The organism is Mycobacterium tilburgii, assembly GCF_902168065.1.
Taxonomy (GTDB): Bacteria; Actinomycetota; Actinomycetes; order Mycobacteriales; family Mycobacteriaceae; genus Mycobacterium; species Mycobacterium tilburgii.
Map to the genome: position 1 here is coordinate 1 of NZ_LR655751.1, position 14,260 is coordinate 14,260.

Sequence of the window (14,260 nt, forward strand, 5' to 3'; positions counted from 1 at the left end):
GATCCCAAGCGCCCCAGGCGCTATGGAGCCCGGCGCGCGGAACCGAAGGCCGGGATCGTCCGGTAATGAGCACTACCTGGTGTCGCTGTCGGTGACGACCGACCGCGCGGTGGCGATCGGGGATGCGCCGGCCACCGACGCCATCATCAACGGGTTCCGGGTGAGCGCCCCGGGCACCAGCGCCCTGGCCCCGTCGGCGTCGCCGGCCGCGCAGCCACCCGCCACGGCTCCGGTTGCGCAGACACCCGCCGTGACCCCGCTCGCGCAAACACCCGCGAACGCCGCACCCGCCCCGGTGGCTCCGGCACAGGTGCCCGCCGCTCCCGTCGCGGCACCCGCGCGGCTTCCCGCACCGGCGGCGGTACCCAACGCGGCACCCAACCAGGCCCCACAGCCGTTGCCTAACCTGCTGTCCCTGGTGCCGGGCCTGCCGCCGCTGCCGAACTTCAGTAATCTCGGCCTCTGATCCCAAGCGCCCCAGGCGCTATGGAGCCCGGCGCGCGGAACCGAAGGCCGGGATCGTATTGTGAGGCCATGTTGATCGCTGGGGTGGTGTGCGTGTGTGAGGCGGTGGCCTCGGCGGGGTTCGGGACATGGTCGCTGTCCCATACTCCGCTGAAACGGGCGCGGACACTACGCAATTGGCGCTGCGGGCGATGGCGCCGACGCAATTGGCCGTCGCGGTAATGCTGGCCGCCGGCGGTGTGGTGGTGCTGGCCGTCTCGATGCACACCGCGCTGGTGGTGCTGGTCGTCTGCGTCACCGGCGCCCTCGGGACTCTGGCCGCCGGATCGTGGCAGAGCGCGCGGTTTGCTCTGCGGCGGGAGGCGAACCCGCCGCAGAGCTCCGCCGGCGCGTGCGACCTCTGCACACAGTCCTGCCGCTAGCCACGGCCCGCCGACCCGCCGACGTGCGGTAACCCGACTGATGCGCGCTCGCCTGTCACCGTTGCTCTCCCCGCTGCTGATCGGTCTGGCGATCACCGTGCTGCTGGCCGCCACGTTTGTGCTGTTACCGCTGCTGAGGCTCGCTGCGCGGGCGTTGGTCCCGTCCGTGCTGACCGTCGACCTGTACCAGGTCGTGCTGTTTTGAGCCTGGTTCTGCGGATCGAAGAAGAGCCTGGTCTCCAGGCTACCGATTGCGCTGGTGTTCTTCCCCGCCGCGACCGTCGGTCCGATCATGTTGCCGCTGATGATCTATCACCACGTCCAGCTGGTGGTGTGCGCGGTGATCGCCAGCAGGATGGGCCGCAAGACCGACGAGATGCCGCAGCCGAGGATGCTCGGGAAGGCGGGGGGGTCTAGTTCCGGCTGACGTCGATCGGGTGCGTGGCCAGCAGCGACAACGGCAGCGGCTGGCGGCGCAGGACTTGCCCCCACAGATCCTCTTTGCCGCCGACCAGCACGTCAGAGGGCAACGCCGACAACACAATCCAGTCGTCGCGCTCGACCTCACCCTCGAGTTGGCCGATGGTCCAGCCCGAGTACCCGGCATAAATCCGCACCCCCTCGACGAGGGGTGCGACCACTTCGGGGTCGGTGTCCAGATCAACCACCACGATCCGGCCGGCCACGTGCCGCAACCCCGGCACGCCCTGGGGGTCGGCGCCAATCCGCAACGACGCCAAGCACAATGCTGCGTCGCGCTTCACCGGACCACCGATGAACATCGTCTTCGGCTTGGCGGCCAGCGTGGCCCACTGCGGCAAGACGTTGTAAACCGCGGTTTCGCTGGACCGGTTGAGCACGACGCCCAGCGTGCCGCCGTCGTTGTGTTCGACGATGTAGATGACGCTGCGCCGGAATGTCGGTTCGAGCAAGTCAGTGTTGGCAAGCAGCAGTGTACCCGCTCGCAGCCGCTGGGCAGCGGGTGCGATGAAGTCTTCGGGATCCTCCGGCTGTGCCATGTGTCCATCATCGCACTCCCGTAGCATCGTTCGGCACAAACAATCGTGGCCCTTAAAGATTTTCTAGTGTTTAATGCAGCGACGTCGAGTGCGACGATCCTTGCCCCAGCCTCTTCGTGGAAGTCGGTCCTGTGTTCCAAACCCGGACTCCAGCGCGCGCCTCCGCCGAACTGTAGCAGTCCGTGCGCGCTCTGCCGGATTTGGCGGGTGATCGCGGTGCGCATGGCGAGTCAGTTCGGGGACGGGCTCTTCCAAGCGACGGTGGCCGGCGCGCTGCTGTTCAATCCGGACCGGGCGGCCGACCCCTTGTCGATCGCTTTCGCGTTCGCGGTGCTGTTTTTGCGTATTCTGCTCGGACCGTTCGCCGGCGCCTGATGGACCGTTGGGAAGTCCCGCGCGCTTGACCATCCCCAGCTGGTTGTTGGCGCTGCTGACGATTCGCTGCAGATCCTTCTCGAGATACTCTGCGAACGAGCGGTTTCGTAGTCAGCGTCGACAGCTCGGCAGGCCAGGGGCCGCCGATCACCCACGGGGTGCAGTCGGGAGGAGAGCCGAAGGCCGGCATCGACAATGATTCCCGGGTAGCTCTCCGGAGGCGCTGGCGCGCGCCGTCATTCGACCCGAAGATCGCCACCCGGTCAGACTAACGACCACGCAGCAGTGCTGTGCCGAAGGTGAATTGTGCGGCGAACAGGGGATTCGGTAGCGTGAGCTCATGGCCGACTCCGCGCTACAGCAACAACTCGATGAAGTGCTCGCCCTGCTCGGCCGGGCACGAGAGTTGTTCGTCGCTAATCCGATCGAGCCGCCGAGCGACATCGCGCCCGATCCCGACGCCGCCAAGCCCTGGCTCATCTAGTCCGTACTGTCGCGGCGGCGCAGCTTGTGCGCCAGCAGCTTCTCAATTGCCGCGTCAAGATCGCAGGGCGTCGGGACCTCCGCCGACGGAGTACGACTGGCCGCCACGGCCTCTTGGCGGACTTCCAGCAGCGCTTTGAGCCACGACACATCCGCGGTCAGCAGGATGCCCCGGGCGAAGGTCGCGGCGTCGGTATCCATCGCCTTTTCACTCAGCGGGGACGCTGTGCATGTACCCGCCGCGACAGGAGCAGACCAGGATGTGCCCGCTCGGGTGCACGGTGTCGAACGACTTCGACGTGTCATCCAGGCTGGCGTTCATGACCACCGCCCGAATGTCTCGCGGCTTTCCGATGAGGAAGCGCTGGAAGTCGCGCGCCCCCGCCGGGGTATCCAGGTCCGGGCGGGTTCGCACCGCGGCCTCGGTCTCGCGTTGCAGCGCGCTAAGCGCTTCGGCACACCGTCGACGGTCTTCAAATGCGCATTAATGATGGCCGAGATGACTGCAGGTCCAGTTGTGCGCTGGCCGAATTCTGGTGCGCCAGAGCGGCTTCGGTGTTAGCGATGGCCTCCGCCGCGGCACCCTCGGAACGATCCGGCGCCGGCCCGCCGGCGGGCATGGAGCGGGGACCGAACACGTCGGGATGTTGCTGACGGAGTTTGCCCAGGATCCACCCCGAGCTGTTCCGGACAGGTGGTCGGCGTGACCGTCGCCGCCAGCTCGGCCGGTATCAGCCCGACTTGCCACGCGTTGGGATCGCCGGTGCGGTCGCGCACGGCTCGCACGGCGGCCAGCAGCTCGTCGTAGGTGACATCAGCTAGGCCGGCGGCGCTGCGCGCCGCCGGCGCCGGTGTCGCGACCCCTCCATGCCGGGTGACAGTAATGAGGGCAGGTGCTGTCGATAATTCACCGCGGTGCGGCTGTGTATGAACACCGGCGGCGTGGCCGGTTACCCCGTCGGAGCGCCGTACGCTCCCGCACGCGTTCCAGCACAGCGGCTTTCGCCCAATCCCGTTCGTGCGCATCCGGCCATGACCGCGGCGATCTCGCGTTGCTTGGCCACCAGGAACTTCTGAAACTCCCGCGCGCCCAGCGGGGTGTCCATAGCCAGGCTAGCGTGCGCCGGGACGGCACGCTCGATTTCGTCGGCGATCGCATCGAGACGCCTGATGCTTTTCCGCATCGCGGTGTGCGCGGCGGCGAGCACCTCCGGAAGCGCCCGGTCGGCCTCGGCGATCGCGTCGTGCCGGGGCGGCTATGGCCGACTGCTGCGACCGGATCGCCGCTAGTGAAAGACCGGCTTGTTCGGCCATGCGCTCAACCTCACTTCGTCCCGACTACTCATATCGACCGGCGTATCGCGACGTTGCTGACCAGCTGGCTGATTCGCACCGACACGCCCGGGTAGGGCGCCTCGACGACAAGATTGTTGCCGATGGCCATTTGCACGTGCCCCGCGTGCGGAAAGACCAGATCGCCGGGCCCGACTTGCGAACGGGGCACCGGTATCCCGTCGTTGATCTGCTGATAGGTGGTGCGATCCAGATGGATGCCGGCCTACGTGCTTGGTCAGAGCGTGGGCATGCGCCCAATCACGGTGGGCGCCTGCGATGACGCCCGAGGCCGCCGCATCCGTGTGTGCCGCCGCGCGCAGTACATCATGGCTGCGCGTTGCCTGTACCCGGTAACCGGGTTGTTCCACAACGGGATTCGGTGCAGCGGCGCAGCTGGGCATGAGGGCGGCATCGAACGGCACCGAGCCGGTGCGGCTGGCGAACAATTCATAAGCGCGCCGCAATGCCTCGATATCGGTTTCGGTCATTCGTCCCCCTCGTCCCCGGTGCGTTGGCTCGGCTCGCCGGTTGTCTCTCGGCTCGTTTCTAGGGCCTCCGTGAAGGCGCGCACGCGGGGCAGCACGCCCGCCGGGATCACGCCGGGGTTGCGGATGTCCCACATGTCCTCGCTGCTGACCCCGAGCAGCGCGGCGATGATCGTCTCCGGCAGCGACGACTGCGCGCAGGCTCGGTCGAAGCGTGCGCTGACGCTGTTGGGCACCCGTTCCAGCAGAGCGCCGCGCGTTTCCTCGAGGGCGCGTAGATGCTGCATGAGCCGGTCCGTGGAGTCCGCGCCCGCGTTGACGGCCACCCGCCAGGCGCTGGCGGCAGCGCAGCCATCAAGCGGGCCGGCTCGGCGTCCGGATCCGCGGCCACCAGCAGCCACGAATATGTGCCCGGCGACAAGCCGAGACCATTCTCGACCTTTTGAACAGTGCTTTTGTGGGATTTACGGGCGCCGCGCTCGAGATAGCTCAGGCCCATAATGCTGACGCCGGTCGCGGCGGCGGATCAGCTAGGGACCAATCGCGGGACTCGCGCAATGCACGGATAGCCGTGCCTGCCGACTCACGGCTCACCGCGGGCTCCGCCCATAGCGCGGATATTACACACGCTGGAATCCTATTCCTAATGTATGTATATACGCTTTCTCCTACGTTTCATTCCAGACAAGGAGACCGATGGTGGGCAGCTGGCGGTCGCCGCCTACGAGGCCGCATTCGCCGAAATCGTGCCGCTGCGGTGGCACAAGCCAAAAGGAGCACATCGGGGCGCTCGGGCGTAAGCCCAAGGACGCCCCCTCGCCGGAGGCGACCGGGGTGCCCGCAGGCTCGGCTCAGTGGGCCGATCACCAGCATCGCCGCCGAGCTGCGGGAATTGGCCTCGCTGCGCGACGCCGGAATTCTCACTCAAGAAGAATTCGTCGAACAGAAGCAGCGCCTGCTGCCGCGCGATCCGTAGGATGGCGTCACGCAGGGTTATCCGGAGGCCAAATGTGCACTGCCGTCGTGTAATTCTTCGCGGCGCAACGACATCGGGTGACAGCCGCGACATCGCCTCCCGCGACCACCGCCCGGGTGATCGGCGTAAACGCCTGAAACAGCGCCTCCACCTCATCGTCGCTGAGCGCGTCGAGCGCCGACACGGCGAGTGCGTCGGTGCTCGATTCGACCTGCTCCTTTAGGGTCCGGCCCGCCTCGGTCAACGACCCGTCATCGCCGAGCAGGCCGCGCGCACTCAACCGCTGCTCATTTGCGCGCCATTCATCGCGTCGTAATGCCCTTGTGCGGGAGATGAATTCGCGTGGGACGCGGTTCGCCGCGACATGCAGCACGTTGCTTTCCCGGCCCGAGATGCTGGCGGCGGTCAGTACCGCCACGTGCCCGTCGCCGCGGTGCTCACGCAACAACGTGGTGGCGTGACAGAGCGTCGCCAGCGGCTCGTCCGGCCACGGCAGCGCCCGATTTGCTGGCGATCAGCGGACGTCCGTCGACTGGGGCCGGGCGCGCGGCCTTCGCGGCTAATTCTACTGCGGTGCAGACATTTTCATCTTCTTTGACACCGTAGCGCGCAGCGCGGCGACGGCGGAGTCCTGACGCGCACGCAGCGCGGCTTCCGGGCCGGCGATCTACCACGCCGCCAGCAGCGCCTGGCGACGCGCTGCGGGGCGAAGTTGTAGAAGAGCACGCGGTGACCACCTCGGGCGCTGCGCGGACCGGGCGACGAAGTACCCCATCCAGTAACCGCGATAGCCCAGCGCGTCGAGCGTCGCACGGGCCTCGGCGCGAAGTACGTCACGCCGTGCACCGGCTCGAATCGGTAGAAGAAGCGTCACCCCAGTTCCGATTGTCTAACCACGCTTGCAGTTAAGCACTGCCGCCGGACACGGCCAATCCCCGTCCAGCCGTGAGGACGTCGGCCGACACCCATCGTTGATCATCAGCGCGCGCCGCCGCCGTCGGGTGCGAACGCGAGTCCACAAAACACGAAGGTCGCGAACCGTGGCAGGGTTCGAGGCCTGTGCACGTGCGGTCCTGAACCGCTCGTGGTGGGCGAAGGGGGACTTGAACCCCCACGTCCCGAAGGACACTGGCACCTGAAGCCAGCGCGTCTGCCATTCCGCCACTCGCCCGGCAAAAACCGAAGGACCATATCACTGTAGTAGGCGTTCGCCCTAACCGCTCCCGCGGGCCGCCCGGTCTCGTCCGCCGCGGCCGGCCGGCTGCGCTACCGATGCTGAACTGCACCGATGTGATTCTCAGAATTCTGACGGTGACGCGGCATGGCGGTGTCCCGATACCATACATGAGTGATGCGACACGCGGGTGGGTCGTTTGCCTCGCATCGGCGATCCACCGCGACAAGTGCGGGGCGGGCGCTGAGGCGTGGGTAGCCAAAAAGGGCTTGCCGCGCGGATCGAACGCAAGCTCGAGTCAACGGTCGGCGATGCATTCGCTCGGATGTTCGGCGGATCGATCGTCCCCCAGGAGATTGAGGCCCTGCTGCGCCGGGAAGCCGAAGACGGTGTGCGGCCACTGCATGGAAATCGCCTTTTGGCGCCCAACGAGTACGTCATTACCCTCGGTGTGCACGACTTCGAGCGGGTGGCCGCCGACCCGGGTCTCACGTCGGGCGCTTTCGCTAAATACCTGGCCGACTATCTCCATGAACAGGGGTGGGAAACGTATGGTGATGTTGTCGTCCGGTTCGAGCAGTTGCCGAACCTGCATACCGGCCAGTTCCGCACCCGCGGTGCTGTCAACCCCGACGTTGAGCCCTGCCCGACGGCCAGCGATTCCGTCCGGCCACAATCAAATCATGCGTCTAGCGCAGGACCAGGAGTACCACCGATGACTGACAACTCGAGCTACCGCGGCGGTCAGGGGCAAGGGCGTCCCGGCGACGAGTACTACGCGCGCCCGCAAGACGACCAGCGCGGCAGCCAAGATCAGCAGGGTGCACCCGACCAGCGCGGCGGGTACCCGCCGGAGCAGAGCGGCTACCCTGAGCAGGGCCGCGGTTACCCCGACCAAGGGGCACAGGGCGGTTATCCGCCGCCGTATGAGCCGACGTATGAGCAGCATCCGCCAGCCGGTGGCTACGGCGGACCAGGCTACGACCAGGCTTACCGCCTCGGTGCCGGCTACGCTCCGCCCCCCGGCGGGCGACCCGGCGCCGGACAACAGGGCTACAGCGGCTATGGGGGCGGCTACGGCGGCGACTACGGTCGCGGGCCGGCCCGTCCCGAAGAGACCGGCTACGCGGCCCCGCCCGTACCCGAACAGCGGCCGTCCTACCCGGAGCAGGGTGGGTACGACCAGGGCTACCAGCAAGGTGGCACGAGCTACGGTCAGCAGGAGTACGCCCGCGGCAACTACACCCAATACGCGGAGAACGTTCCGGCCGGCGGTTACGGCCCGCAGGGCGGGGGCGGCTACCCCGAGGCTGCCCACCGCGAGTACGAATACGGCGGCCAGCAGGCCGACTACGGCCAGCCCGCGGATTACGGACAGCAGGCCGGTGGCTACGGCGGCTACGGTCAGGGCGGTTACGGAGCGTCCGGCGCGGCAGTCACGCTGCAGCTTGATGACGGCAGCGGCCGGACCTACCAGCTGCGGGAAGGCTCCAACATCATCGGTCGCGGCCAGGACGCCCAGTTCCGGCTGCCTGACACCGGCGTTTCGCGCCGCCACCTGGAGATCCGCTGGGATGGGCAGGTCGCGTTGCTGTCCGACCTCAACTCCACCAACGGAACCACCGTCAACAACGCGCCGGTTCAGGAATGGCAATTGGCCGATGGCGACGTGATCCGGTTAGGCCACTCGGAGATCATCGTTCGGATCCACTGAACGTACCGAGGTCACGCTGCCGTGCTTCGCCCCGCGTCGACCGCCCTCCAAGTATCGTGACGTTGCTTGGTTTCACGAGGTGCGGCGCCAGGACGGAAAGGACGCCAGATGCAGGGACTAGTACTGCAGCTGACGCGGGCCGGATTTTTGATGCTGTTGTGGGTGTTCATCTGGTCCGTTCTTCGCATCTTGAAGACTGATATCTACGCACCAACGGGTGCAGTCATGGTTCGCCGTGGGCTGGCGTTGCGCGGCAGCTTGCTGCCATCGCGCCAACGCCTCCACGCCGCCCGCTATTTGGTGGTGACCGAGGGAGTGTTGGCCGGTGCCCGCATCACGCTCAGCGGGCAGCCGGTATTGATCGGACGGGCCGACGACTCGACGCTGGTGCTGACCGACGACTACGCGTCGACGCGGCACGCCCGGCTGTCTCAGCGCGGCTCGGAATGGTATGTCGAGGATTTAGGATCGACCAACGGCACTTACCTTGACAGGGCGAAGGTGACGACTGCGGCACGAGTTCCCATCGGTACGCCGATCAGGATCGGCAAGACGGCAATCGAGTTGCGCCCGTGACCCTGGTCCTGCGTTATGCCGCCCGCAGCGATCGCGGGCTGGTACGCACCAACAACGAAGACTCGGTCTATGCTGGCGCTAGACTTCTGGCGCTGGCCGATGGCATGGGCGGCCACGCCGCGGGCGAGGTGGCCTCGCAGCTGGTCATCGCCGCGCTGGCCCATCTCGACGACGACGAACCCGGTGGCGACCTGCTCGCCAAGCTCGACGCGGCGGTGCGCGCCGGCAATGCGGCGATCGCGGCGCAAGTGGAGATGGAGCCCGAGCTCGAGGGGATGGGCACCACCCTGACCGCAATCCTGTTCGCGGGCAACCGTCTTGGATTGGTGCACATCGGCGATTCACGCGGCTATCTGCTCCGCGACGGCGAGCTGGTCCAAATCACCAAGGACGACACATTTGTTCAGACCCTGGTCGACGAGGGACGAATCACACGGGAAGAAGCGCACAGCCATCCGCAGCGGTCGCTGATCATGCGGGCACTGACCGGCCACGAGGTCGAACTCACGCTGACGATGCGCGAAGCCCGTGCCGGTGATCGCTACCTCCTCTGCTCCGACGGGCTGTCCGATCCAGTCAGCGACGAGACCATCTACGAAGCCCTCCAGATCCCCGACGTCGCCGAAAGTGCTTACCGGCTAATCGAATTGGCGCTGCGTGGCGGCGGACCCGACAACGTGACCGTCGTCGTCGCCGATGTCGTGGACTACGACTACGGTCAGACCCAGCCGATTCTGGCCGGCGCGGTCTCCGGCGAGGAAGACCAACTGACGCTGCCCAACACCTCTGCGGGCCGGGCATCGGCTATCGGAGCCCGTAAGCCCGCCATCAACCCCGTTGCGGCACAAGAAGAGCCTGCTGCCCGTTCGCGGTGGTCGTGGCGGCGAGTGTCCATCGTCTTCACGTTGGTGGCGCTGCTGGCGCTCGCGGGACTGGCAATCGGACGGGCGATCATCCGGAGCAACTACTACGTCGCCGAATACAACGGCATGGCGTCGATCATGCGAGGTATTCAGGGCTCGCTGTTCGGGATGTCCCTGCACGAACCGCATTTGGCAGGCTGCCTGAACGCACGCAACGATCTATCGATCATCAGCTACAGCCAGTCCGGCGGTGATCACGACTGCCGGCTTCTGCAACTGCAGGACCTGCGGCCCGCCGCCCGCGCGCAGGTGCTCGCCGGGCTTCCCGCCGGAACTCTGGACCAGGCCGAGACGCAGCTAAAGGAGCTCGCCGCCAACAACCTGCTGCCCCCCTGCCCGCCGCCGCGGGCCACCTCGCCGCCGGCGCCGCCCACCCCGGCGACCAGCGGGACAACACCGCCGAGCGCTACAGCGCCCCCTACTCCGTCCAGCGGCACCACTCCCAGCAGCATGGACCAAAGCACCGCTCCCGTAAGCACTTCTCCCGCGGCGCCCGCCCCCTCGTCGGCTTCCACGACCACGGTGACTACGCTCCCGCCAATCCCACCTCAGCCGGGCATCGACTGCCGGACGGCTGCATGACCGCACAGGTCCAACCGCCGGTCGCGGTGACCCCACCGCTACCCACTCGGCGCAACTCCGAGCTGTTGTTGTTGTGTTTCGCCGCACTGATCACCGTCGCCGCGCTGCTGGTCGTCGAGGCCAACCAGGGGCGCGGTTTACGGTTGGACCTGCTCGACTACGGGTTGATCTTTCTGGCCGTGTTTGGCGGCGCGCACCTGGCCGTCCGGCGCTTCGCGCCCTACACCGACCCGCTACTGCTGCCAATTGTCGCGCTGCTCAATGGACTTGGCTTGGTCATGATCCACCGTCTCGACCTCGTCGGCAGCGAGCTATCCGGCCGTCATCACTCCAGCGCGACCCAACAACTGTTGTGGACGCTGGTCGGTGTCGCCGCATTTGCGCTCGTGGTCACCTTCCTCGAAGACCACCGGCAGCTTGCCCGCTACGGTTACATCTTCGGGCTGACCGGCCTGATCTTGCTCGCGATCCCCGCCATCCTGCCGGCGTCGCTGGCCGAGCAAAACGGTGCCAAAATCTGGATCCGATTGCCGGGCTTCTCCATTCAGCCCGCCGAGTTCTCCAAGATCCTGCTGCTGATCTTCTTTTCGGCGGTGCTAGTCGCCAAGCGCGGTCTGTTCATCAGTGCGGGCAAGCACCTGATGGGCATGACCCTGCCGCGCCCACGTGACCTCGCCCCTCTGTTGGCGTCCTGGGTGATCTCGATCGGTGTCGTAGTCTTCGAAAAAGATTTGGGGACATCGCTATTGCTCTACGCGTCGTTTCTGGTCGTGGTGTACCTCGCCACCCAACGCTTCAGCTGGGTCATCATCGGCCTGGTACTGTTCACGGTGGGAAGCGTTGTCGCGTATTTCCTTTTCGCGCACGTTCGGGTTCGGGTGCAGATGTGGTTGGACCCGTTTTCCGACCCCGACGGCAACGGCTACCAGAGCGTGCAGTCGCTCTTCAGCTTCGCCACCGGCGGCATCTTCGGTACCGGGCTGGGCAACGGCCAGCCCGACACGGTGCCGGCGGCGGCCACTGATTTCATCATCGCGGCGTTCGGCGAGGAGCTCGGCCTGGTCGGGCTGTCCAGCATCTTGATGCTCTACACCATCGTCATCGTCCGCGGCCTGCGCACCGCGATCGCGATCCGCGACAGCTTCGGCAAGCTGCTGGCCGCCGGGCTCGCATCGGCGCTGGCCATTCAGCTGTTCATCGTCGTCGGCGGTGTCACCCAACTGATTCCGCTGACCGGACTCACCACCCCGTGGATGTCCTACGGCGGCTCTTCGCTGCTGGCCAACTATGTGCTGCTGGGCATCCTGGCGCGCATCTCGCACAGCGCGCGCCGCCCGCTGCGCAGCACGCGCCGTGACACCGTGCCGATCGCGGCCGCCGGCACCGAGGTGATCGAGCGAGTATGAACGCCTCACTGCGACGAATCTCGGTGATCGTGATGGCGTTGATCGTGCTGCTGCTCCTCAACGCCACGATGACACAGGTCTTCGCCGCCGATGGCCTTCGCGCCGATCCCCGCAATCAGCGGGTGCTGCTCGACGAGTACTCGCGGCAGCGCGGACAGATCATCGCGGGCGGCCAGCTGCTGGCCTATTCCGTTGCCACCGACAGCCACTTCCGCTTCCTGCGGGTGTACCCGAACCCCGCGGTGTACGCCCCGGTCACCGGGTTCTATTCGTTGCGGTACTCCAACTCCGGACTGGAACGGGCGGAGGACTCGCTGCTCAGCGGTTCCGACGTGCGGCTGTTCGGCCGTCGGCTGGCCGACTTCTTCACCGGCCGCGATCCCCGCGGCGGCAACGTGGACACCACCATCAACCCCCGCGTGCAGCAGGCCGGCTGGGACGCAATGCAGCAGGGTTGCGGCGGCCCGCCGTGCAAGGGAGCCGTCGTCGCCCTGGAACCGGCCACCGGCAAAATCCTTGCCATGGTGTCGTCGCCGTCCTATGACCCCAACCTGCTGGCGTCCCACGACCCCGAGGTGCAGGCGCAGGCGTGGCAGCGGTTGCGCGACGATCCGGACGACCCGCTGGTCAATCGGGCGATATCGGAGACCTACCCGCCCGGTTCCACATTCAAAGTGATCACCACCGCGGCCGCGCTGCAGAGCGGGGCCACCGAGAACGAGCAGCTGACGGCGGCGCCGATGATCCCACTGCCCAACAGCACCGCCACGCTGGAGAACTACGGCGGCACCCCGTGCGGCGACCAGCCGACAGTGACGTTCAGCCAGGCCTTCGCCAAGTCGTGCAACACCGCGTTCGTGCAGCTGGGCATCCTCACCGGCGCCGAGGCCCTGCGTAGCATGGCGCGCTCGTTCGGCCTGGACAGCACGCCGAGCGTGATTCCGCTGCAGGTCGCGGAGTCGACGATCGGGATCATCGCCGATGCCGCCGCCCTCGGGATGTCCAGCATCGGGCAGAAGGACGTGGCGCTGACCCCGCTGCAGAACGCCCAGATCGCTGCCACCATCGCGAACAACGGCGTAACGATGCAGCCGTACCTGGTCGAGGGTCTCAAAGGACCGGACTTGGCCAACATCAGCACGACGGCGCCATACCAGCAGCGTCGCGCGGTATCGCCGCAGATCGCCGCTAAGCTGACAGAGCTCATGGTCGGGGCCGAGAAGGCCACACGGCAGAAAGGGGCCATTCCCGGTGTGCAGATTGCATCCAAGACCGGTACCGCAGAGCATGGCACCGACCCCCGCAACACTCCGCCGCACGCGTGGTACATCGCGTTTGCGCCCGCGCAAGCGCCGAAGGTTGCGGTGGCCGTGCTGGTGGAGAACGGTGCCGACCGCCTGTCCGCGACCGGCGGCTCGCTGGCCGCCCCGATCGGCCGGGCCGTCATCCAGGCTGCACTGCAGGGGGGCCCATGAGCCCACAAGTTGGAGTGACGCTGTCGGGCAGGTACCGGCTGCAACGCCTGATCGCCACCGGCGGCATGGGCCAGGTCTGGGAGGCCGTGGACAGCCGACTGGGCCGGCGGGTGGCCGTCAAGGTGCTCAAGGGCGAATTCTCCCAAGACCCCGAGTTCATCGAGCGCTTCCGCGCGGAGGCCCGCACCACCGCGATGCTCAATCACCCCGGTATCGCCGCGGTCCACGACTACGGCGAAAGCCAAATGGACAGCGAGGGGCGCACCGCCTACCTGGTGATGGAGTTGGTCAACGGGGAGCCGCTGAACTCGGTGCTCAAGCGCACCGGCCGGCTGTCGCTGCGGCACACCCTGGATATGCTGGAGCAGACCGGCCGCGCCCTGCAGATCGCGCACGCCGCCGGGCTGGTGCACCGCGACGTCAAACCGGGCAACATCCTGATCACCCCGACGGGGCAGGTCAAGATCACCGACTTCGGCATCGCCAAGGCCGTCGACGCCGCGCCGGTGACCCAGACCGGCATGGTGATGGGCACCGCCCAGTACATCGCGCCCGAACAGGCGCTGGGCCACGACGCCACCCCCGCCAGCGATGTCTATTCGCTGGGAGTTGTTGGCTACGAAGTGGTTTCGGGTAAGCGGCCGTTCACCGGTGACGGTGCGCTGACCGTCGCGATGAAGCACATCAAGGAACCGCCGCCGCCGCTGCCGCCCGAGCTGCCGCCCAACTTGCGGGAACTGATCGAGATCACTCTGGTCAAAAATCCCGGTATGCGTTACCGCAGCGGGGGGCCGTTCGCCGACGCGGTGGCCGCGGTGCGGGCCGGCCGTCGACCGCCCCGGCCCAGTCA

General features: G+C 66.9%; 10 protein-coding genes, 1 tRNA gene and 10 pseudogenes. 13 read left to right on the forward strand and 8 right to left on the reverse strand.

All coding sequences use genetic code 11. The features are described 5' to 3' along the window. From FQ389_RS16575 to FQ389_RS16585, 4 genes and pseudogenes are all read left to right on the forward strand, one after another. Positions 1-466: LpqN/LpqT family lipoprotein (locus tag FQ389_RS16575; protein WP_186296484.1), on the forward strand; the 466-nt coding region annotated here is incomplete at its 5' end. 68 nt (positions 467-534) lie between these two features. Next, a pseudogene (locus FQ389_RS16580) lies at positions 535-887 on the forward strand (hypothetical protein). 40 nt (positions 888-927) lie between these two features. Next, on the forward strand, positions 928-1,092 hold the full coding sequence (locus tag FQ389_RS18300; RefSeq protein WP_186296485.1) for a hypothetical protein: 165 nt from the start codon (positions 928-930) through the stop codon (positions 1,090-1,092). Positions 1,093-1,107: 15 nt separating this feature from the next. Next, positions 1,108-1,314, forward strand: a pseudogene (locus tag FQ389_RS16585) (bile acid:sodium symporter); the annotation flags it as partial. Here FQ389_RS16585 and FQ389_RS16590 read toward each other — a convergent pair. Then, the gene (locus FQ389_RS16590; protein WP_144209604.1) at positions 1,301-1,906 is read right to left on the reverse strand and encodes a YqgE/AlgH family protein; all 606 of its coding nucleotides are present in this window, start codon (positions 1,904-1,906) and stop codon (positions 1,301-1,303) included. The pseudogene FQ389_RS16585 and the gene FQ389_RS16590 overlap by 14 nt on opposite strands. A 182-nt stretch (positions 1,907-2,088) precedes the next feature. Between FQ389_RS16590 and FQ389_RS16595 the strand changes: the two are divergent. Together FQ389_RS16595 and FQ389_RS18305 are read left to right on the forward strand one after the other, a co-directional pair. After that, positions 2,089-2,295: pseudogene (locus FQ389_RS16595) on the forward strand (MFS transporter); the annotation flags it as partial. Positions 2,296-2,621: 326 nt separating this feature from the next. Further along, the gene (locus FQ389_RS18305; RefSeq protein WP_186296486.1) at positions 2,622-2,765 is read left to right on the forward strand and encodes a hypothetical protein; all 144 of its coding nucleotides are present in this window, start codon (positions 2,622-2,624) and stop codon (positions 2,763-2,765) included. Here the strand turns inward: FQ389_RS18305 and FQ389_RS16605 are convergent. The 5 pseudogenes from FQ389_RS16605 to FQ389_RS16625 all read right to left on the reverse strand — a co-directional run bounded on the left by FQ389_RS16605 (position 2,762) and on the right by FQ389_RS16625 (position 5,178). After that, positions 2,762-3,044: pseudogene (locus FQ389_RS16605) on the reverse strand (DUF2694 family protein). The gene FQ389_RS18305 and the pseudogene FQ389_RS16605 overlap by 4 nt on opposite strands. Positions 3,045-3,053: 9 nt before the next feature. Further along, a pseudogene (locus FQ389_RS16610) lies at positions 3,054-3,562 on the reverse strand (DUF4226 domain-containing protein); the annotation flags it as partial. A gap of 109 nt (positions 3,563-3,671) precedes the next feature. After that, positions 3,672-4,078, reverse strand: a pseudogene (locus FQ389_RS16615) (DUF4226 domain-containing protein). A 28-nt stretch (positions 4,079-4,106) separates the two neighbouring features. Continuing rightward, positions 4,107-4,322, reverse strand: a pseudogene (locus tag FQ389_RS18310) (C40 family peptidase); the annotation flags it as partial. 261 nt (positions 4,323-4,583) lie between these two features. Next, positions 4,584-5,178 (reverse strand): annotated as a pseudogene (locus FQ389_RS16625) (helix-turn-helix domain-containing protein). A 259-nt stretch (positions 5,179-5,437) separates the two neighbouring features. On the opposite strand from FQ389_RS16625, the pseudogene FQ389_RS16630 reads away from it, so the two are divergent. Next, a pseudogene (locus FQ389_RS16630) lies at positions 5,438-5,560 on the forward strand (SHOCT domain-containing protein); the annotation flags it as partial. A 17-nt stretch (positions 5,561-5,577) separates the two neighbouring features. Here FQ389_RS16630 and FQ389_RS16635 read toward each other — a convergent pair. Then, positions 5,578-6,406, reverse strand: a pseudogene (locus FQ389_RS16635) (SCO6745 family protein). A gap of 239 nt (positions 6,407-6,645) precedes the next feature. Then, a tRNA-Leu gene (locus tag FQ389_RS16640) sits at positions 6,646-6,731 on the reverse strand. A gap of 253 nt (positions 6,732-6,984) precedes the next feature. Here FQ389_RS16640 and FQ389_RS16645 point away from each other — a divergent pair. The 6 genes from FQ389_RS16645 to FQ389_RS16670 form a co-directional block, all read left to right on the forward strand. Beyond that, positions 6,985-8,448 carry a DUF3662 and FHA domain-containing protein gene (locus FQ389_RS16645; protein WP_144209610.1) on the forward strand — a complete coding sequence of 488 codons (1,464 nt, stop codon included), beginning with the start codon at positions 6,985-6,987 and terminating at the stop codon, positions 8,446-8,448. A 108-nt stretch (positions 8,449-8,556) separates the two neighbouring features. Next, on the forward strand, positions 8,557-9,024 hold the full coding sequence (locus FQ389_RS16650) for an FHA domain-containing protein FhaB/FipA (protein ID WP_144209613.1): 468 nt from the start codon (positions 8,557-8,559) through the stop codon (positions 9,022-9,024). Next, positions 9,021-10,529 (forward strand): PP2C family protein-serine/threonine phosphatase, encoded by a 1,509-nt coding sequence (locus tag FQ389_RS16655; protein WP_144209617.1) that lies wholly within the window; start codon positions 9,021-9,023, stop codon positions 10,527-10,529. The genes FQ389_RS16650 and FQ389_RS16655 overlap by 4 nt, the downstream gene beginning before the upstream one ends. After that, the gene (locus FQ389_RS16660; protein ID WP_144209620.1) at positions 10,526-11,935 is read left to right on the forward strand and encodes an FtsW/RodA/SpoVE family cell cycle protein; all 1,410 of its coding nucleotides are present in this window, start codon (positions 10,526-10,528) and stop codon (positions 11,933-11,935) included. The genes FQ389_RS16655 and FQ389_RS16660 overlap by 4 nt, the downstream gene beginning before the upstream one ends. After that, entirely contained in the window at positions 11,932-13,410 is a 1,479-nt protein-coding gene (gene pbpA, locus FQ389_RS16665; protein ID WP_144209623.1) for a D,D-transpeptidase PbpA, read from the forward strand. Before FQ389_RS16660 ends, pbpA begins: the two co-directional genes overlap by 4 nt. After that, a partial coding sequence (locus FQ389_RS16670) for a serine/threonine-protein kinase (RefSeq protein ID WP_144209626.1) occupies positions 13,407-14,260 on the forward strand: 854 nt, incomplete at its 3' end. The genes pbpA and FQ389_RS16670, both read left to right, overlap by 4 nt.